This is a genomic window from Afipia sp. P52-10 (assembly GCF_000516555.1).
Taxonomy (GTDB): domain Bacteria; phylum Pseudomonadota; class Alphaproteobacteria; order Rhizobiales; family Xanthobacteraceae; genus P52-10.
The window spans coordinates 845362-862529 of record NZ_AZSJ01000007.1; the positions used below are offsets into that span (position 1 = coordinate 845362).

The window sequence follows — 17168 nt, forward strand, 5'->3', positions numbered from 1 at the left end:
CGGATCGTTCATCGGCGGTGATGGGGGTCACCCCGATGAATGTTGGGGGCGGATTGAAGGGCCTGGCGGGAAAGCCAGGCCCTTTTTTCATGATAGCGAGCCTTCCTCGTGTCCCGATTCATGGATTTAATTTCATCGAAACGCGGTGCTGCTGGGTTCCCAAACGTCGGCTAGGCTCTTGCGCGCGGAAGCGATCGTAGCCATGTCCTGCCCGCTCAGGGCATGAGCCCGCGGCATTGTTAGCAATCAAACCGTGCTCAACAGAGGACGTCATGTCTCAGACCTCCGGCAACACCTGGCGCAACGACGGTGGCATCCGCCCGCATGCCTTCGACCCGGCGACCCAACCGGAGCTGTTTCGCGGCGTGCTGACCCGCCGATTTTTCGCGTTTCTGATCGACCTCGTCATCCTGTCGATCCCAATCATCCTCGGGGTGATCTTCATCGCCCTGTTCGGGATCGTGACGCTTGGCCTCGGATGGATGCTGTTCTGGCTGGTATCGCCGCTCTCCGTCGTCTGGGCCCTGCTGTACTATGGCTTCTCGTTGGGCGGCCCGCATTCGGCGACCGTCGGCATGCGGATCATGGATTTGCAGCTTCGCACCTGGTACGGCGAACCGGGTTATTTCGTGCTGGGCGCAGCGCACGCGGTGCTCTACTGGATCTCGGTCTCGATCCTGACCCCGTTCGTGCTGCTGGTCGGCCTGATCTCCAGCCGCAAGCAGTTGCTGCACGACATGGTTCTGGGAACCGTGATCATCAACGTATCCGCACTGCCCTATTCGCGTCCGGACCGCCCGACCTGAGACCAGCGGGCGTCACAACGAGCCGCCAGGGATTTCGCGCCAGCAGGCTGCGTTGCAGGACACCCGGGAGCAGCGGGGCGACGTCCTGCGGAAAGGCCTACCGCCGCTGAACCGCATTGACGGCGTCGTTTGCGGGCGCGATGCTGACACCACTGCTTCAAGACTCATGAGGGCCGGTGACCCACCATTCCCGCGACACACCGCAGTTCTACCTGACTGCGCCTTCGCCCTGCCCCTATCTTCCGGGCCGGAATGAGCGCAAAGTCTTTACGCATCTGGTCGGTGAAAAGGCCTCCGACCTCAACGACCTTCTCACGCATGGCGGCTTCCGCCGCAGCCAGTCGATCGCCTATCGGCCGGCATGCGACCAGTGCCGCGCCTGCGTATCGGTCCGCGTGATCGCCAACGAGTTCCGCCCCTCGCGCAACTTTCGCAAGATCATCACGCGCAACAGCGATCTCATCGGCGAATTGCGCACTGCAGCACCGACCTCGGAACAGTACTCGGTGTTTCGCGCCTATCTCGATGCCCGCCACCGGCATGGCGGTATGGCGGACATGACCGTGCTCGACTACGCCATGATGGTTGAAGACAGCCATGTGGAGACCCGGATCATCGAATACCGCAAGCGTGGCGTCGATTCCGCCGTAACCGGCCGCGGCGACGAATTGCTGGCCGTCGCCCTGACCGATGTGCTGAGCGATGGCCTGTCGATGGTGTATTCGTTCTTCGAACCCGGCGAGCAGCATCGCTCGCTCGGCACGTTCCTGATCCTCGATCATATCGCCCGCGCGCGCCGAATGGGGCTGCCTTACGTCTATCTCGGCTATTGGATCGATGGTTCGCGGAAGATGGACTACAAGGCGCGCTTCCTGCCGCAGCAGCGCCTGGCGCCAAGCGGCTGGCTGCGTGTCGACAAGGTTGGAGCGGCGGGCGAGCCGCAGGATTAGGGCTTCAAACGAAGCCGACCATACTGCTTTGCTTCGAGCATGATCCAATCCGAAATTTGGATCGCACGCGGGATCACGCGCCAATCACGAAATCGACCAGCAGCTTGACGTTCAGCGCCACGACGATCGCTGCGATCAGCGCCGCGATCACGGTCAGCCAACGCGGCGCGACGAACTCGCCCATCTTGGCCTTGCTGGCGGTGAACATCACCAGGGGGATGATCGCAAATGGCAACTGCAGGCTGAGCACCACCTGGCTGAAGATCAACAGCTGCGCCGTGCCCCTCTCGCCATAGAAGATCGTCACGGCCGCCGCCGGCACAATCGCAACCATGCGCGTCACCAGCCGCCGCAGCCATGGCGCGAGGCGGATGTTGATGAAGCCCTCCATCACGATCTGCCCGGCAAGAGTCGCAGTGACGGTGGAGTTCAAGCCGCAGCAGAGCAGCGCGATGCCGAATAACGTCGGCGCCAGGCTCGAGCCGATTACCGGCGCCAAGAACTCGTGCACCTGTTCGAGTTCGACGATGTCGGTGCGGCCCGCCTTGTGGAAGGTCGCCGCCGCCAGGATCAGGATCGACGCGTTGATGAGGAGCGCAAAGCACAGTGCGATGGTTGAATCGATGGTCGCGAGCTTGATCGCTTCGCGGCGCTCCGGAACGCTGTCACCATAGCGCCGCGTCTGAACCAGCCCTGAATGCAGATACAGATTGTGCGGCATCACGGTGGCGCCGAGGATGCCGAGCGCGATGTACAGCATTTCCGGATTGGAGACGATGCTGACGGTCGGTGCGAACCCGCGGATCACCTGCCCCCAATCCGGATCAGCCATCGCGATCTGGATGCCGAAGCAGGCGGTGATCACCATCAAGAGCGCCACCACGAACGCTTCGATCCAGCGGAAGCCCAGCGCCTGCAGGGCGAGGATCAGGAAAACGTCGAGTGCCGTCAGCACCACGCCGATTTCGAGCGGGATGCCAAACAATAGATTGAGACCGATGGCGGTGCCGATGATTTCCGCCAGGTCGGTTGCCGCGATTGCGATCTCAGCTAGCAGCCATAGCGGCCACGACACGGCCCGCGGGAACGCGTCACGGCAGGCCTGCGCCAGATCCCGTCCCGAACCCACCCCAAGCCGGGCGCACAGCGCCTGCAGCACGATCGCCATGATGTTGGAGACGAGCGCCACCGTCAGCAGCGTGTAGCCGAACTTGGAACCGCCCGCGAGCGAGGTCGCCCAGTTGCCCGGGTCCATATAGCCGACGGCCACCAGGTAGCCCGGCCCCAGGAAGGCCAGCAGCTTCCGCCACAGTGATCCCTGATTGGCCGTCCGGATCGAGGCGAACACGTTCGAGAGCGATGGCTCGCCCCGTGGCGTACGCCAGCCACCGACGGCCGGCTGCGCTGCCGCGATGGTTCGGGCGGGCTCCGGCGGCGCACCTGGTTGGGAAATATCCATCCTCCGTTAAGAGCACAGTTTCGATTTAGTTGCAACTCATTCGCAAAAGCATCTAAGAACAGCGGTCGACACCTCGCGGCCCAAAGCATCCGCGTCCGCGAAGGCGCGCAGCAAAACGCCCCAGCTTTCGCCAGGGCGTTGATGATACCGTCAGAGTGCCAGACCTTACTCGATGGTCCAGCCGAACTTGTTGGATTTCGGAAAACCCTTCGGCGGCAACCGACCCGCGTCGGCCCGGCTGCCCCGCCAATCCGCAAGCTCCTTCATGGAAGCCCCGAACTCGCGGCCGGCCGAGTCCTTCCAGGTGAGCCCCTGCTTGGCCTCGAACGTCACGATATCGGACAGACCACCGTCCTTGTAACGCTGCAGCCGCACGCCGCGCCCGCGCGCCATCTCCGGAACCTGATCGAGGCCGAACACCAGCATCTTCCGGTTCTCGCCAATGACGGCCACGGTGTCGCCGGTCACAGGCGTCACCACGCGGGCCTCGTTCGGCGGCGTAACGTTCAGCACCTGTTTTCCCTTACGCGTGTTGCCGACGCAGTCGTCCTCGTTGACGATGAAGCCCTGGCCGTCGCGGCCGGCAACCAGAAACTTGCGGCCGCCCTTGTTGACGAACAGCGAAACGATATCCGCATCCTGCTCCATATCGATGAACATGCGGATCGGCTCGCCATGGCCACGTCCGCCCGGAAGCTTGGAGACATCGAGCGTGTAGAATTTGCCGTTGGTGGAGAACAGCAGCAGTTTCGACGTCGTTTCGGCGAAGAAGGCGAAGCCCAGCCTATCGTCGGTCTTGAAGGTCAGGTTCGAGAGATCAGCCACCTGTCCCTTCAGCGTCCGAACCCAGCCCTTCTGCGACACCACCACGGTCACCGGCTCGCGCTCGACCAACGCCTCCTCGATCGCCGCAAGATCGTGCTCCGGCGCATCGGCGAACGTCGTCCGGCGCTTGCCGAGCGGAGTCTTCGGCCCGAACGTCTCGCGCACCTTGCGGATCTCCTCGCCGACCCGCTTCCACTGTTCTTCTTCCGAAGCGAGCACGGCCTTGATGCCCTTCAGCTCCGTCCGCAGATCCTTGTCCTCGGTGCGGATCTCCATCTCCTCGAGCTTGCGCAGCGAGCGCAGGCGCATGTTGAGGATCGCATCGGCCTGGACCTCGGTGAGCTTGAAGGTCTTGATCAGCACCGGCTTCGGCTCATCCTCGGTGCGGATGATCTTGATCACCTTGTCGAGGTTCAGATAGGCGATCAGATAGCCGCCGAGCACTTCAAGCCGGCTTTCGATCTGCTGCTGACGATAGCGCGAACGGCGGATCAGGACGTCGCGGCGGTGATCGAGCCACTCCCGCAGCACTTCGGCCAAGCCGACGACCTTCGGCACGCGCCCCTTGATCAGCACGTTCATGTTGAGCGAGATGCGACTCTCAAGCTCCGTGAGCTTGAACAGCGACTCCATCATCAACGCGGGATCGACGTTGCGCGACTTCGGTTCGATGACGATACGCACGTCTTCCGCAGACTCGTCGCGAATGTCGCCGACCAGATGCAGCTTCTTCTCGTTCAGCAGTTCGGCGATGCGCTCGATCAGGCGCGACTTCTGCACCAGCCATGGAATTTGCGTGACGACGACAACCCAGGTGCCCCGCGCACCTTCCTCCTGATGCCACTTGGCACGAACGCGGAAAGCGCCCTTGCCGGTGGTGTACGCCTCGGCAATGGTCTCCTGGGAATCGACGATGATGCCGCCGGTCGGAAAGTCGGGGCCCTTCACATACTTCAAAAGGTTGCGTGACTTCGCGGCAGGCTTATCGATCAGATGCAGCGCCGCGTCGCACAGTTCGGCTGCGTTGTGCGGCGGGATCGATGTCGCCATACCGACGGCGATGCCCTGGGCACCGTTTGCGAGCAAATTCGGAAACGCGCCGGGAAGAACCGCAGGCTCTTTCGAGGTACCGTCGTAGTTCGCACGGAAATCGACCGCGTCCTCGTCGATCCCTTCGAGCAAGAGACGCGCGACTTCGGTCAGCCGGGCTTCGGTATAACGATAGGCTGCGGGATTATCGCCATCGATGTTGCCGAAATTGCCCTGCCCATCCACCAGCGGATAACGCGACGAAAAATCCTGCGCGAGACGTACCAGTGCATCGTAGATCGACTGGTCGCCATGCGGATGGAACGAGCCCATCACATCGCCGACGATCTTGGCCGACTTCTTCGGCGGACTGCCGGGGTCAAGGCGCAACAGCCGCATCCCGTACAGGATGCGCCGGTGCACCGGCTTCAGACCATCGCGCACATCAGGCAGCGCACGATGCGTGATCGTCGAGAGCGCATAGGCGAGATAGCGCTCCTCGAGCGCCTCACGCAGCGGAATTTCATGAACCTCGGGGGGCTCAGGGGGAATCAGTGTTTTGCCCATGGCAGGGAGATAACCCCTGCCGCGAGGATGAACAAGAAATGAATGACCAGGTCATCACTTGCTCGCAATTGGGTGATCTCCTCTCCGAACCGCGGCCGACGACGTGGCCGCGACCGGTTCAAAGCGAATGGAGGAAAAACCGAATGCGTCGCTTGATGTTCGCCGCCGTTCTGGCCCTGGCAGGCTCATTCGCCGGAGGCGCGCAGGCGCTTCCCGGCGCTGTGAACCCTGGTCTCGCCAGCGACAGCAACAGTCTCGTCGAGAATGTCCGACTGGTCTGTCGGCCGGTCTGGAATGGCTGGGCCTGGGTCCGTCAATGCTATCACACGGGTCCGCGCTACTACGCCCCGCCCCGGTTCTATCATCACCACCATCACCACCGCCCGCATCGCTGGCATCACCATCACCACCGACACCACCACCGTTGGTGATCCGCGGAGGCGAGCTTGATCGTGCAGATGCGTGGAGCCGCCTCAAGCATCGAATGCTGTAGGAAATGCTGTAGCGCAGCAAAAACTTGAGCACAGCAAAAACTCGTCCCCTGCCCTTCGGTCAGGATTTGCGGAATTTGGAACTTGTTTCCGATCTTCCGGTTAGATTGGTCGGCCCTTGGTGACGCGCACGTCGCCAAGGGCTTTCATTCGCACCCAACGGAGAAAACAAAAAATGCGTCGCCTGATGTTTGCAGCCATCATCGCTGTCACGGGAGCCTTCGTCGCAAGTGGGGCGCAAGCCCTGCCGGGCGCCGCGAGCTCCAGTTCGATCAATAGCAGCATCGCCGCTGAAGATGCGAACCCGCTGGTTCTCGCACAGTATCACCATCATCGCCGGCACCATCACCGCCGCCACTACCGGCATCACCGCCATCACATCGTGCCGCACGTGGTTATCCCGCGGCACCATCATCACCGCCACCGGCATCACCATCACCGCCGGCACCATATCCACCGCTGATCGCCTGAGAGCGAACGGGCCGGATCAAATCCGGCCCGTTTCTATTTCAAGATGCTGACGCCACGAGACTGGCCCGTTTACGCAAGACCGACGCGATAAACCCCGCTCGGGCATCCGAATGCATCAGTCCGCGAGGCTCCAGCACGTGCCGCATCAAGAACATGCCGGTGAGCGCAAAGCCGTCCCGCAGGTCGTCGTCGGTTGGATGCGGATCGATCGATTGTGCATCCTCTCGGAGAAATAGCGGCAAACGCAGCAGCCGGTCACGCCATGGCTCGCCAGCGGTCCGCGAAACCGCGTTGCCCGATTTCGGCGAGACGTAGATCAGATCCTCGGTTGCTCCGGTCGCCGCGCATGCGGACAGGTCAAGACCGAAACCAAGCTCGGCCAGCATAGCCAGTTCGAACCGCGCGACATGGACAGCAGCCCCGCCGGCGTCGTCGAAATCGTTCAGCGCCGTTTCCAGCATCTCATACAGGGAGGCATGCGGATCCCGCTCCGGCAACAGCCGCGCTAGGCTTGCAAGATGGGTGACCCCGTAGACGGCATGGGACGAGGTCAGCATGTGCGCCGCCCGCAGTTGCAGGGCCTCCAGCGCATACATGCCCAGATGCTCATCCAGGCGCGCACGCCACACCGCCCGCACTGTATTGCCCGGCTGAAGCACGGGGCGCATGCGTGCGGACGTGCCGCCGCGAACAAGCCCGAGATGCCGTCCCCGCTCGCGCGTCAGCAATTCGACGATGACGCTGCCCTCGCCATGCCGCCGGACACCCAGCACGATGCCTTCATCGGTCCATTCCATTCCGGCAGTTTACAGGATTCCGCGATCGGCTGTCGCGTTTCTCAAGACTTGGGGGCCTCGAACCAACGGCTCGCCTCGGCCGTAAATGCGAAATAGAGGCCAATTGCCGTCAGACCGAGCGAGACGAAATCCGCAATCATGCGGAAGCTGAGCTCCAGTTCGCCCATGCTGCCGACAAACAGCAACGCCGTCAGCCCAAACAGGCCGGCAAGCGTCCAACGCGCCCAGTTCCTGCGGTGCTGGGCTGCGAGCCAGACCAGATAAACGAGCGCGGCAATGACCAGAACGGTCAGCAGATTGACGAACAGTCTCGCATCATCGGTGGCATCGTCCGGCACGGCGCTCAGGAATCCGGCCGACAGCGCGTCGATCAGCAGTGATGCATAAAGATAGGCCTCGAACCTCAGAACGTCCCTTGGAATGGTCACGTCGGCCTCATTCCTTCGGAAATTCCAGTCCCATCTCGCGATAACGGTCCGGATCGTCTCCCCAATGTTCCCGCACCTTTACGAAGAGAAACAGATGCACGGGCTGCTCGATCAATTCGCTCAGTTCGCGCCGTGCATCTGCGCCGATCGCTTTGATCGTCGCGCCGCCCTTGCCGAGCACGATCTTACGCTGGCTCTCGCGTTCAACAAAGATCGTCTGCTCGATCTTGACGGAGCCATCTTTACGCTCGGTCCATGTGTCGGTTTCGACGGTGGACTGATACGGCAGTTCCTGATGCAGCTTGCGGTATATCTTCTCGCGCGTGATCTCGGCGGCGAGGCTGCGCAGCGGCGCATCGGACATCTGGTCTTCCGGATAAAGGAACGGCCCGGCAGGCAGGGTCTCGGCCATCGCGCGGCGGAGATCGGCGACACCATCTCCAGAGATCGCGGCGATCATGAACGTGCGCTCGAAGCTCAGTCGCTCGTTTGCCCGTTGCGCCAAGGCAAGCAGCGTGTCGCGCGCGACCGTGTCGATCTTGTTGATCACGAGAAACAACGGGTGTTTCACCTGTTTCAGCTTCTCGAATACAGCCTCCGCCTCTTCGTCGATGCCCTTGCGGGCGTCAAGCAGCAGGCAGACGAGATCCGCATCGTGCGCACCGCTCCAGGCGGTCGTTACCATCGCACGATCGAGCCTGCGCTTCGGCGCGAAAATGCCCGGGGTATCGACCAGAATGATCTGCGAGCGGTCCTCGATCACGATGCCGCGGATCAGCGCCCGCGTGGTCTGCACCTTGGAGGAGACGATCGAGACCTTCGAGCCGACCAGCGCGTTCACCAGGGTTGACTTGCCCACATTGGGGGCTCCGATCAGAGCAACGAACCCACAGCGCGTTGCCGCACCCACCTCGTGGTCAGACATCCCCACCGCCCATCACACCCTCGCGGACCAGAAGCGCGGACGCTGCCGCCTTTTCCGCGTTACGCTTCGAACTTCCGACACCCTCGGCAGGTGCCAACCCCGGCAGGTCGACGGCGACACGGAACTGCGGATCGTGATGCGGCCCGGTGCGCTCGACTTCCCGATAGGCCGGTGTCGGCAGCCCCTTGCCCTGCGCCCACTCCTGCAGCACGGTTTTCGGGTCGCGCAAGGCCCGCATCGGCTTGCGCATGCGATCGGCCCAGGCATCGCCGATCATCTTCGCCGCAGCCGGGTATCCACCGTCGAGATAGACCGCCCCGATCACCGCCTCGCAGATATCGCCGAGCACCGATTTGCGCAGCCGCTCGCCGGCACCTGCCGACCCGACCGCGCCGAGCTTGATCGCCTCGTGCAAACCCATCGCTCTCGCCACGTCCGCGCAGGTCTCCCGTCGAACAAGATCGGCCAGCCGCTTCGACAGTTCCCCCTCGTCAGCTTTCGGGAAGGCCCTATACAGCATGTCCGAGATTACGAGCCCGAGCACATGGTCACCCAGGAATTCCAGCCGTTGATAAGAGGCAGCGCGATCGTTCGGCGACTTCAGCGCCGACACATGCGTCAGCGCCGTGGTCAGCAGGGACGGATCCGAAAAGGTATGGCCGATCCGCTCCTCGATCGCTTTGGCGTTCTCGCGGGCCGTGGCCTTGCGCCGTTTGCGTTTGGTCGGCTTCGCAGCTCCGTCCGTTGTGTCCTCGGACGCTGACATAGGCTTGGACGCAGATTTGGACTCAGCCTCGGATTCACGACCGGCCGCCTCGACATCGCCGGCCGTCGCGATTTCGGCTTTGGCATCCCGTTGCGCGCGCGGCCGCGTCCCAGCTTTTTCGCCTGGAGGAAGATCGCCCGGCAGATCGTCAGTCATCGCACGATGGTAAACAGCCGATTCCAGCGAACGGCGAATGGCCAACGCCAGACCTGCCACGCCTGTTCACCCTCGGCGATGGAGAAGAAGATCAACTGCGCGCGGCCGATCAGGTTCTGCGACGGCACGTAGCCAACGGCCGACAGCACGCGGCTGTCGGTGGAATTGTCACGATTGTCTCCCATCATGAAAAAGTGTCCGGCAGGCACGACATACTCGATGGTGTTGTCGTAAAAGCCGTTGTCCACGCAATCGAGCGTTTCATAGCTGACGCCGTTCGGAAGCGTTTCCTTCCAGCGCTTGACGCGCGAAATCGCATCCGAACCGCACGGGTCCTCGCCGACGAAATCAGCCACCCGCTCGCGCTTGACCGGCGTGCCGTTGATGTAGAGCAGCCCGTCGCGCATCTGCACCTTGTCGCCCGGCAGGCCGATAACGCGCTTGATGTAGTCGGTGGAGTCGTCCTTCGGCAGGCGGAACACGACGATGTCACCGCGCGCCGGATCGGAGCCGAAAATCCGCCCCGAGAACAGCGGCGGCGAGAAAGGAATGGAATAGTAGCTATAGCCGTATGAGTACTTCGAGACGAACAGGTAGTCGCCGACCAGCAGCGTCGCCTTCATCGACCCCGAGGGGATGTTGAACGGCTGAAACAGGAAAGTGCGGATCACCAAGGCGATGATCAGCGCATGGACCACGACGCGAATGGTTTCGCCGACGCCGCTTTCGGATTTTGCCCCAGAAGTCACGCTCATCTCTATTCCATTGCCAGCCGAAAGCGACGCTAGACCTGATTCCAGGTGATGGAACAGGACCGAAATCTCAATCCGCCATGCTGAATTGATCTTCCGGAGAACCGTCCCGCCTTTCCGATCGCACTCCGAGCGCCCTTTTCGCAGTCTTAGACCGTTGCGCCGGAGCGCGCAATCAAAGGCCTGCGAAAAACACCCCAATCATTTGAAAGTTCAGCATTATTTGATTCGGCGAAGCTCGCCGCACGGCCAGGCCGGATCAGGTGTCCGCTGCGCTTTTGCCCACCGGCACCGCCGAAATTATGACGAAAGCCTGCGCCAGTGGCCAATCGTCGGTAATCGACAGATCAATTTGTGCGACGTGCCCGGGCGGGGTCAGTTTGTGCAGCCGCTCCAGAGCCCCCCCGGTGAGCGCCATGGAGGGTTTGCCACCCCGCAGATTGACCACCCCCATGTCCCGCCACCAGACCCCCTGGCGAATCCCCGTTCCCAACGCCTTGGAGCACGCCTCCTTCGCCGCGAAGCGCTTGGCGTAGGTCGACACATAGTTGCGCGTCTGCGCCGCCCGGCGCTCGGCCTTGGCCCGCTCCAGATCCGTGAAGATGCGGGACAGAAAGCGCTCGCCGTGACGCGCGATCACTTTCTCGACACGGCGGATATCGATCAGGTCGGAGCCGATGCCGATGATCATGTGTGGGTATCCGGATTACTTGGTCTGCGCATGGTCTTTGGCTTGGTCGGCTGCCGTCCTGGCACGCGCCCGACCGCGCTCCATCGCCGCGCGCATATCACGCACGGACTGCGCAAGCCCGACGAAAACCGCCTCGCCGATCATGAAGTGACCGATATTGAGTTCGGCGATTTCCGGCAGCGACGAGATGATCTCAGCCGTTTCATAATCGAGGCCGTGGCCGGCATGCACCTCCAGCCCCGCTGCCTGCGCCAGCGCCGCTGCCTTGACGATCCGCTGCCATTCAGCGTCTGCTGTGGCGCGATCGCCGACGGCGATGGCCTCGCACCAGGCACCGACATGGATTTCGATGACGGGAGCGCCAACGCGCGCGGCCGCCTCGATCTGCGCCGGATCGGCGCCGATGAACAATGAGACGCGCACGCCCGCGTCCGTGAACCGGGCCACCACCGGCACGAGCCGGTTGTGCTGGCCGAGCACATCCAAACCACCTTCCGTCGTGACCTCCTGGCGCCGCTCCGGCACCAAGCACACCGCATGCGGCTTCGTCTTCAGGGCAATCGCGACCATTTCGTCGGTGACGGCCATCTCGAAGTTCAGAGGCTTCGAGATCTCGGCCCTCAGCCGCGCCATGTCCTCGTCGCGAATATGGCGCCGATCCTCGCGCAGGTGCGCGGTGATGCCATCAGCCCCCGCCTCGATTGCAAGTTTGGCCGCGCGCACCGGGTCAGGCTTATCGATCCCGCGGGCGTTACGGATGGTTGCCACATGATCGACATTGACCCCGAGACGAAGCGGTGGAACTGGAGGCATTGCGCGACTTCTTTCAGATAACGGCAGCTGATCGGTCAGCCATTCACGCGCTCGACGCGTGCAACGACGGCTTTCGCGCGCAGCTGCGCGATGATGGCATTGAGGTGCTTGAGGTCGTAGACCTCGAGATCGATGGTCAGCTCGGTGAAATCCGGCGAGCGGCGGCTCATGTGGATGTGATCGATGTTGCCGTCATGCTCGGCGATCACCGTCGCGACCTGTGCAAGGCTGCCGGGCTCGTTCACCTGCTGGACGAAGAGCTGCGCCGGGAAACGCTGCGGCGTCGACTCGTCCACATCCCAGCGCACATCGAGCCAGCGCGACGGCATGTCCTCGAAATCCTTCAACGCCGGCGACTGGATCGGATAGATCGTGATCCCCTCGCCTGGCGTGACGATGCCGACAATACGATCCCCCGGCACGGCGCCGCCATTCGGCGCGAAACGTACCGGCAAGTCGGTATTGATGCCGCGAACGGGTATCGCGTTCTGGGCTTGCGCCGCCTGCGAGGCTGCAGGCGACAGCTTGGCCTTCTTGGTGCCGGTTGGGCCGAACCGCGCGACACGCTCCTCCTTGTAGTCCGGATACATCGCACGGGCGACATCGGACGCCTTCATCTCGCCGCGCCCGACCGCGGCCATCACATCGTCGATCGAAACGCGTGCAAGCCGCGGCAGCGCGCCCTTCAGCTTGTCGTCCGCATACTCGATCTTCGCGCGCTGGAACAAACGCTCGACAATGCGCCGGCCAAGGCCTGCGTACTGATCGCGGATCGCGGCACGAGTCGCCCGGCGGATCGCGGCCTTCGCCTTGCCGGTCACCGCAAGCTGCTCCCAGGCGGCGGGCGGCGCCGACTGCGCCGGCGATGTCATGATCTCGACCTCATCGCCATTCTGCAGCTCCGAGGCGAGCGGCGCGAATTTACCGTTGATCTTGCAGCCGACGGCGCTGGTGCCGACATCGGTATGAACCGCGTAGGCGAAATCGATTGCATTGGCCTTGCGCGGCAGCGCAATCAGCTTGCCCTTCGGGGTGAAGCAGAACACCTGATCGTGAAACAGTTCGAGCTTGGTGTGCTCGAGAAACTCCTCCGGGTTCAATCCCTCCGCCAGCACCTCGATGGTATGGCGCAGCCAGGCATAGGCGTTGGACTCCCGCTTTAGAAGCTGCTCGGTCGGAGTGCCGATCCCATCCTTATAGAGCGCATGCGCAGCGATGCCGAGTTCGGCAATCTCGTTCATCTCACGGGTGCGGATTTGCAGCTCGACGCGCTGATTGCCCGGGCCGATGACGGTGGTGTGGATCGAGCGGTAGTCGTTCTGTTTCGGCGTCGAGATGTAGTCCTTGAAACGTCCGGGCACGACCGGCCATGCCGTGTGCACGATGCCGAGCGAGCGATAGCAGTCTTCCACCGTGTCGACGATCACGCGGAAGCCGAAGATGTCGGATAGCTGTTCGAAGCCGACCGACTTCCGCTCCATCTTCGTCCAGATCGAGAATGCGCGCTTGCGGCGGCCTTTCACGATCGCCTTCATGCCGCGCTCGGCCAGGCTCTTCACGAGCTGACTCTCGATCTCGCCGATCAGATTACGATTGCGCTCGGCGAGCGCATTCAGCCGCTCGGTCACGACGTTGCAGGCGCTGGGATCGAGCTCGCGGAACGCAAGATCCTCGAGCTCCTCGCGCATGCTCTGCATGCCCATGCGGCCGGCGAGCGGCGCGTATATGTCGAGCGTCTCCTCGGCGATGCGGCGGCGCGAGGCCGGCGGCACGAACTCCAGCGTGCGCATGTTGTGAAGCCGGTCCGCAAGCTTCACCAGCAGCACGCGCACATCGTCGGCAATCGCGAGCAGAAGCTTGCGCAGATTCTCCGCCTGCTTTGCCTCGCGCGTCACCAGGTCGAGTTTTTTCAGCTTGGTGAGGCCTTCGACCAACCCGCCGATCTCGTGACCGAACAGGTGATCGATCTCCGCGCGCGTCGCTTCGGTGTCCTCGATCGTATCGTGCAACAGCGCGGCGACGATGGTCGCATCGTCGAGCTTCAGGTTGGTGAGGATCGCCGCCACTTCGAGCGGATGGGAAAAATACGGATCGCCCGAGGCGCGCGTCTGCTCGCCATGTGCGCGCATCGCATAGACATAGGCGCGATTGAGCAGGTCCTCGTCCGTGTCGGGATTATAGGCACGCACCTTCTCGACGAGATCGTACTGACGCATCATGCGGACGCGCGAAGCCGGCGCGCGCGGCGTTGCTGACACCGACGTCGGCGCCTCGGCAACCGTGCCTGTCGCCGCTTCCATCTGTTTCGAACTGCGGCGTCCGACCGCCATTATTGCCTTGCCTTTTCATCTGGGTTTCCCGGTCCGGCAGCCAGCGCCAAGCGCGAGCGGAACCAGCCATGAAACGGGCCTCAGCCTGCACGCAGGCTTGCAGGGACGGCGAGCGGCAGAAAGGTCCGAATGCCTTCAATATTGCGCTAGTTCCCGCCAAGGGCAAGCAAACAGCTAAAATATTCAATAAATGCAAAGGCCGAAAACCAAAGGCCCGGATGTGCTCCGGGCCTTCAACGAAATCGTCAGCGATGATCGGTCAGCGATCGATCACTCATCCTCTTCCGGCTGCTCTTCCGGCGGCGTGAGGCCTTCGAGTCCCTTCAGGAGCTCTTCCTCGGTCATCCGCTCGACTGCGACCTCGGTATCGTCCGCATCGACGCTCGCGCCGGCCGATCCAATCAGCGGGACGGTGTCGGGCTCTGGCTCATCGACTTCGACAAACCGCTGCAATGAGTGAACGAGCTCTTCGCGCAGATCTTCCGGCGAAATGGTCGTTTCAGCGATCTCACGAAGCGACACAACGGGGTTTTTGTCGTTGTCGCGGTCAATCGTGAGTTGCGACCCGGACGAGATCATCCGGGCGCGATGTGCCGCGAGCAGCACCAGATCGAAGCGATTATCGACCTTATCAATGCAATCTTCCACAGTGACGCGAGCCATCGACTGCTTCTCCGAGAATGAAAACGGAACGGGTTGGATCGTTGCACGCTAGGTATAGCGGCGAGCCCCAGAGCGCAAGGATAAAGTGTAGTCGCGCCTTAAACTTGGCTTGATTCCACAGCAGGTTGCTGGCCATCCGTAAGCTGCATCGTCTAATGCGAGTTACGGCGAAGCCGTGCAATCCTGCCTCCCGTCTTTCGGGTTTGATAACCTCAGCGTGATTTGCGTGTTTGATGCGTAGCGGTGCTGCTGTAGGGCTGCAATGGTTTGACTGGACGTGCCTGTGGGGGGCTGCGAACAGACATACGTTAACGACCAACTTAAGAGACCTTAATGCCTTCTACAAACCACAAGATTGCACTGTTTATTGACGGCGCCAATCTTTACGCGACTGCCAAGACACTTGGGTTCGACATCGACTACAAGAAGCTTCTCAAGGAGTTCCAGGGTCGCGGAACGTTGCTTCGAGCATTCTATTATACGGCCATTATTGAAGATCAGGAGTATTCGTCGATCCGCCCACTGATCGACTGGCTTGACTACAATGGCTACACCGTCGTCACCAAAGCCACCAAGGAATTCATCGACCAGACCGGGCGTCGCAAGATTAAAGGCAACATGGATATCGAGCTCGCGGTCGATGCCATGGAACTCGCCGAACACGTCGACGAGATCGTTTTGTTCTCCGGTGATGGCGACTTCCGTTCGCTGGTCGAGGCTGTGCAGCGTCGCGGTGTCCGCGTCACCGTCATCTCCACCATCTCCACCCAGCCGCCGATGATTGCCGACGAACTCCGCCGCCAAGCCGACGTGTTCACCGATCTCGCCACGCTGCAATCGAAGATCGGTCGCGACCCGTCCGAACGTGTGGAGCGCGCTCCGCGCGAAGGGCGCGAGTCTCGACACACGCCGCAATTCCTGCAACGTAGCACCATCGCATCACGCGCTGGGGACGACGACGACGATTTCGAGGATCGCTGATCAAGCCGGCCGCACGGCTGGCACGCAACCGGTCGCACGACAGGTCGCGACGGGTGAAGTCGTGCCTGATCGTGACTGCCCGCTCTGCCCTCGCCTTGCGTCCTTTCGTTCCGACATCCGCGCGCGGGAACCGGGCTGGTTCAACGCCCCGGTTCCCGCATTCGGCCCTGCCGACGCGTCCGTCCTCATCGTCGGCCTCGCGCCAGGGCTGCAGGGTGCCAACCGCACCGGCCGCCCCTTCACCGGCGATTACGCAGGCGATCTGCTCTATCCGACGCTGTTGGAGTTTGGATTCGCCCGCGGCGACTATCAGGCGCGGCCGGACGACGGCCTCGAACTGATCGACTGCCGGATCGGCAACGCCGTTCATTGCGTGCCGCCACAAAACAAGCCGACACCGGCCGAGATCAACACCTGTCGGCAGTTCCTGATCGCGCTGATCGAAGGCAAGCCACGCCTGAAAGCAATCGTCGCGCTCGGACGGATCGCCCATGACTCCACGGTCAAGGCCTTGGGACTGCGGGCAGCGCGGACTCCGTTCGCCCATGGCGCGGTGCATGATCTCGGCGAGCGCCGCCTTTACGACAGCTATCACTGCTCGCGTTACAACACGAACACGGGTGTGCTCACCCCGAAGATGTTTCGCGCCGTGTTTGCGCGCGTCCGCGCCGATCTCGCTGGTTAGCGCGGCGGGTTGGCCTTTAGCCACGCCAACACCTCCGGCCCGTTTCTGTCCGGCGGAAACACGGGATAGAGCACATGGGCGATGCGCCCGTTGTCGCTGATCCACGCCAGTCGTTTGATCAGCGTCATGTCTGCGACCTGCATCGTCGGAAGCTTCATCCCCCGCACCAGTGCAAGCGTCTGATCGGACAGCACCGCAAATGGCAGATGCAGCCGGTCGGCCATTTCACGCTGATAGGCCGTATCCTGGGTCGAGAGGCCGAACACATGGTCAGCCCCTGCCGCGCGCAAATCGGCAAACAGATCGCGGAACGAGCAGGTCTGTGGCGTACAGCCCCTCGCGCCCGGAATCATGTCCCAATCGTCGACGGGCGAAGGCTTTCCCGGCTCGCCAGTGCGAGGATACGCAAACACCACGGTCCGCCCCTGTAACGAGGCCAGATCGATCCCGCGGCCATCGGTTGCGATCAGAAAGATCGATGGTATTTTGGCACCGATAAGATGCGTCGCGGCCCCGTCATCGACGGGCGCTGGAATCCTATTCCAATCGACATCGAGCAGATCACGCTGGTTCGCCATCGCGC

At 62.3% G+C, this 17168-nt stretch carries 18 protein-coding genes; 5 read left to right on the plus strand and 13 right to left on the minus strand.

What is annotated here, in order from left to right:
* Positions 1 to 272: 272 nt before the first annotated feature.
* Both X566_RS21200 and X566_RS21205 read left to right on the plus strand, forming a co-directional pair.
* Complete coding sequence (locus tag X566_RS21200) at positions 273 to 806, plus strand: RDD family protein (RefSeq protein ID WP_034471317.1); 534 nt, start codon at positions 273 to 275, stop codon at positions 804 to 806.
* 176 nt (positions 807 to 982) lie between these two features.
* A complete protein-coding gene (locus tag X566_RS21205) occupies positions 983 to 1756 on the plus strand; it encodes an arginyltransferase (RefSeq protein WP_034471319.1) in 774 nt (257 codons plus the stop codon).
* A 73-nt stretch (positions 1757 to 1829) separates the two neighbouring features.
* On the opposite strand, the gene X566_RS21210 is transcribed toward X566_RS21205, so the two are convergent.
* Positions 1830 to 3215, minus strand: a complete 1386-nt coding sequence (locus tag X566_RS21210; protein ID WP_051444403.1) for an Nramp family divalent metal transporter — start codon at positions 3213 to 3215, stop codon at positions 1830 to 1832.
* A 165-nt stretch (positions 3216 to 3380) separates the two neighbouring features.
* Positions 3381 to 5636, minus strand: a complete 2256-nt coding sequence (gene parC, locus X566_RS21215) for a DNA topoisomerase IV subunit A (protein WP_034471321.1) — start codon at positions 5634 to 5636, stop codon at positions 3381 to 3383.
* Between the two features lie 143 nt (positions 5637 to 5779).
* On the opposite strand from parC, the gene X566_RS24495 reads away from it, so the two are divergent.
* The gene (locus tag X566_RS24495) at positions 5780 to 6067 is read left to right on the plus strand and encodes a hypothetical protein (protein WP_081740380.1); all 288 of its coding nucleotides are present in this window, start codon (positions 5780 to 5782) and stop codon (positions 6065 to 6067) included.
* Between the two features lie 121 nt (positions 6068 to 6188).
* Here X566_RS24495 and X566_RS25100 read toward each other — a convergent pair whose 3' ends face one another.
* The 10 genes from X566_RS25100 to rpoZ form a co-directional block, all read right to left on the minus strand.
* Positions 6189 to 6584 (minus strand): hypothetical protein, encoded by a 396-nt coding sequence (locus X566_RS25100; RefSeq protein WP_160170505.1) that lies wholly within the window; start codon positions 6582 to 6584, stop codon positions 6189 to 6191.
* 52 nt (positions 6585 to 6636) lie between these two features.
* A complete protein-coding gene (gene recO, locus X566_RS21230; protein ID WP_034471326.1) occupies positions 6637 to 7395 on the minus strand; it encodes a DNA repair protein RecO in 759 nt (252 codons plus the stop codon).
* Between the two features lie 41 nt (positions 7396 to 7436).
* Entirely contained in the window at positions 7437 to 7823 is a 387-nt protein-coding gene (locus tag X566_RS21235) for a hypothetical protein (protein WP_034471329.1), read from the minus strand.
* Between the two features lie 7 nt (positions 7824 to 7830).
* Positions 7831 to 8748 carry a GTPase Era gene (era, locus tag X566_RS21240; protein WP_034471331.1) on the minus strand — a complete coding sequence of 306 codons (918 nt, stop codon included), beginning with the start codon at positions 8746 to 8748 and terminating at the stop codon, positions 7831 to 7833.
* Complete coding sequence (rnc, locus tag X566_RS21245) at positions 8741 to 9514, minus strand: ribonuclease III (protein WP_034472670.1); 774 nt, start codon at positions 9512 to 9514, stop codon at positions 8741 to 8743. The genes era and rnc overlap by 8 nt, the downstream gene beginning before the upstream one ends.
* 152 nt (positions 9515 to 9666) lie before the next feature.
* A complete protein-coding gene (lepB, locus tag X566_RS21250) occupies positions 9667 to 10425 on the minus strand; it encodes a signal peptidase I (RefSeq protein WP_034471333.1) in 759 nt (252 codons plus the stop codon).
* Positions 10426 to 10681: 256 nt separating this feature from the next.
* Positions 10682 to 11113, minus strand: coding sequence for a holo-ACP synthase (acpS, locus tag X566_RS21255; protein ID WP_034471335.1), 432 nt, complete (start codon positions 11111 to 11113; stop codon positions 10682 to 10684).
* 15 nt (positions 11114 to 11128) lie between these two features.
* The gene (locus X566_RS21260; RefSeq protein ID WP_051444404.1) at positions 11129 to 11926 is read right to left on the minus strand and encodes a pyridoxine 5'-phosphate synthase; all 798 of its coding nucleotides are present in this window, start codon (positions 11924 to 11926) and stop codon (positions 11129 to 11131) included.
* A 35-nt stretch (positions 11927 to 11961) separates the two neighbouring features.
* On the minus strand, positions 11962 to 14256 hold the full coding sequence (locus X566_RS21265; RefSeq protein ID WP_034471337.1) for a bifunctional (p)ppGpp synthetase/guanosine-3',5'-bis(diphosphate) 3'-pyrophosphohydrolase: 2295 nt from the start codon (positions 14254 to 14256) through the stop codon (positions 11962 to 11964).
* A 270-nt stretch (positions 14257 to 14526) separates the two neighbouring features.
* Positions 14527 to 14919 (minus strand): DNA-directed RNA polymerase subunit omega, encoded by a 393-nt coding sequence (gene rpoZ / locus X566_RS21270; protein WP_034471339.1) that lies wholly within the window; start codon positions 14917 to 14919, stop codon positions 14527 to 14529.
* Positions 14920 to 15252: 333 nt separating this feature from the next.
* On the opposite strand from rpoZ, the gene X566_RS21275 reads away from it, so the two are divergent.
* Together X566_RS21275 and X566_RS21280 are read left to right on the plus strand one after the other, a co-directional pair.
* Positions 15253 to 15900: an NYN domain-containing protein gene (locus tag X566_RS21275; protein ID WP_034471341.1), complete on the plus strand. Its 648-nt coding sequence runs from the start codon at positions 15253 to 15255 to the stop codon at positions 15898 to 15900.
* Between the two features lie 61 nt (positions 15901 to 15961).
* Complete coding sequence (locus X566_RS21280) at positions 15962 to 16585, plus strand: uracil-DNA glycosylase (RefSeq protein ID WP_051444405.1); 624 nt, start codon at positions 15962 to 15964, stop codon at positions 16583 to 16585.
* Here the strand turns inward: X566_RS21280 and X566_RS21285 are convergent.
* Positions 16582 to 17163, minus strand: a complete 582-nt coding sequence (locus tag X566_RS21285) for a peroxiredoxin (protein ID WP_034471343.1) — start codon at positions 17161 to 17163, stop codon at positions 16582 to 16584. The two genes, X566_RS21280 and X566_RS21285, sit on opposite strands and share 4 nt — an antisense overlap.
* Positions 17164 to 17168 lie beyond the last annotated feature (5 nt).

Bases quoted from the DNA above. Each gene is read 5' to 3' on its own strand.
- X566_RS24495 (WP_081740380.1), top strand. From the start codon at position 5,780: ATGCGTCGCTTGATGTTCGCCGCCGTTCTGGCCCTGGCAGGCTCATTC.
- X566_RS21210 (WP_051444403.1), bottom strand. From the start codon at position 3,215: ATGGATATTTCCCAACCAGGTGCGCCGCCGGAGCCCGCCCGAACCATC.
- rpoZ (WP_034471339.1), bottom strand. From the start codon at position 14,919: ATGGCTCGCGTCACTGTGGAAGATTGCATTGATAAGGTCGATAATCGC.
- X566_RS21275 (WP_034471341.1), top strand. From the start codon at position 15,253: ATGCCTTCTACAAACCACAAGATTGCACTGTTTATTGACGGCGCCAAT.
- recO (WP_034471326.1), bottom strand. From the start codon at position 7,395: ATGGAATGGACCGATGAAGGCATCGTGCTGGGTGTCCGGCGGCATGGC.
- X566_RS21200 (WP_034471317.1), top strand. From the start codon at position 273: ATGTCTCAGACCTCCGGCAACACCTGGCGCAACGACGGTGGCATCCGC.
- acpS (WP_034471335.1), bottom strand. From the start codon at position 11,113: ATGATCATCGGCATCGGCTCCGACCTGATCGATATCCGCCGTGTCGAG.
- X566_RS21265 (WP_034471337.1), bottom strand. From the start codon at position 14,256: ATGGCGGTCGGACGCCGCAGTTCGAAACAGATGGAAGCGGCGACAGGC.
- X566_RS21260 (WP_051444404.1), bottom strand. From the start codon at position 11,926: ATGCCTCCAGTTCCACCGCTTCGTCTCGGGGTCAATGTCGATCATGTG.
- parC (WP_034471321.1), bottom strand. From the start codon at position 5,636: ATGGGCAAAACACTGATTCCCCCTGAGCCCCCCGAGGTTCATGAAATT.
- X566_RS21285 (WP_034471343.1), bottom strand. From the start codon at position 17,163: ATGGCGAACCAGCGTGATCTGCTCGATGTCGATTGGAATAGGATTCCA.
- era (WP_034471331.1), bottom strand. From the start codon at position 8,748: ATGTCTGACCACGAGGTGGGTGCGGCAACGCGCTGTGGGTTCGTTGCT.
- rnc (WP_034472670.1), bottom strand. From the start codon at position 9,514: ATGTCAGCGTCCGAGGACACAACGGACGGAGCTGCGAAGCCGACCAAA.
- lepB (WP_034471333.1), bottom strand. From the start codon at position 10,425: ATGAGCGTGACTTCTGGGGCAAAATCCGAAAGCGGCGTCGGCGAAACC.